Origin of the sequence: Streptomyces hydrogenans (genome assembly GCF_014656075.1) — a bacterium.
Taxonomy (GTDB): Bacteria; Actinomycetota; Actinomycetes; order Streptomycetales; family Streptomycetaceae; genus Streptomyces; species Streptomyces hydrogenans.
The window spans coordinates 1-1,272 of the sequence record NZ_BNBS01000291.1; the positions used below are offsets into that span (position 1 = coordinate 1).

A 1,272-nucleotide genomic window follows, 5' to 3' on the forward strand; every position below is an offset into this window, starting at 1 on the left:
GACCCGGCCGCCCCGGAGCCTTCCGAGGGGACGCCGCCGCCGGTGACCGCGCCCGTCACGGCTTCTTCCGTGCCCGTCACGACCGAGGAGGCGCGGCCGTCGCCGACGCCCGCCCAGGTCGACGCGGCGGCCGGACTCTGGCTGGCGGCGGCGGAGGCGCTCGCCGCGGGCGTCACGGCCGGCGGGACGGTCGTCCAGGCCGAGCTGCTGCGTGCGGCGCACTCGGCGCGGCTCGCGGGGCTGCCCCGTGCCGAGGCCGCCGCGCTCAGGGTCGTACGGGGTCTGCGGACGGCGCGTGAGCGGCACCGGGGCCAGCGGCTCTCCGACCTGACGGCCGCCTTCCGCACCCTGCTCGCCGGGGCCGCGGCGCTCGCCTCCGGCGCGGCGGGGGCTGAGGGGGCGGGGACCGCCCGTCGCGCCTATGCGGAGGGCGGCAGCCTGCGGGTGCTCGGGCTGTGCCGGGAGCCGGTGCTCTCGGCGACCGGCTACGGCGGGGTGACGACCCATCTGCTCGGCCCCGACGGTTCCCTGTACACCCTGTCCGACGTGCGGCCGGGCGGCGTCTCGCGGGCCAAGGGGGCGGGCACGGCGTCGGTCGCGCTCGGCGGCGCCGTCCTCGACCGCGCCTGGCTGGCGCAGGGCGGGCTGCTGATCGCGGGGGCGACGGTCTCGGCGGACGGACCGCTCGGCGCGGGCCGGGGCGTCCGCGCCACTCCCGTGCGCGGGGCGGACTGGTCGCAGGAGCCCGTCGCGGCGTTCTTCGCCCGGCCGGTACGGGAGGCGGTGGCGTCGTCGCTCGACGCGGCGGCCTCGGCTCCGGGCGACGCGGGCCCGGCGCTGCTCGGCTGTGACGTGGAGGTGCTGGGCGCGGCCGACGACCATCTGCTGGCCCGCGTCCTGGACGGCGGCCCGCTGGTGCGGCTGCGTGTCGCCCACCCCCACCCGGAGCTGGCGCACGCGGAGAACCTGCGCCGGATCGGCGGCTTCCCCGGCGTCGTCCTGCGCGTCCTGGGGCGTCCCGACCCGGACCGTGCGGCGACGCTCCGTCCGCTGGCGGTGGGCCCGGTGCCGGGCGCGTCGTCCTCGCTGCGCCTGCCGGAGGAGTGGCGGGGCCATGCCGACCTGGGCTACGACCGGCTCCAGGGCGACCACTTCCCGCGCCCGGAGGCGGGGGCGGCTCCCGGCACGCCCGGGCCCGCCGGCACGGACCCGCTCGCCGACGCACCGCTGTGGCGGGTCAGGCGCCTGCTGGAGACCGGTGTCGCGGGCGGT

General features: G+C 80.3%; 1 pseudogene. It reads left to right on the top strand.

From position 1 onward, the window contains the following. Positions 1-69: 69 nt before the first annotated feature. Positions 70-1,272 (top strand): annotated as a pseudogene (locus IE321_RS41475) (hypothetical protein); the annotation flags it as partial.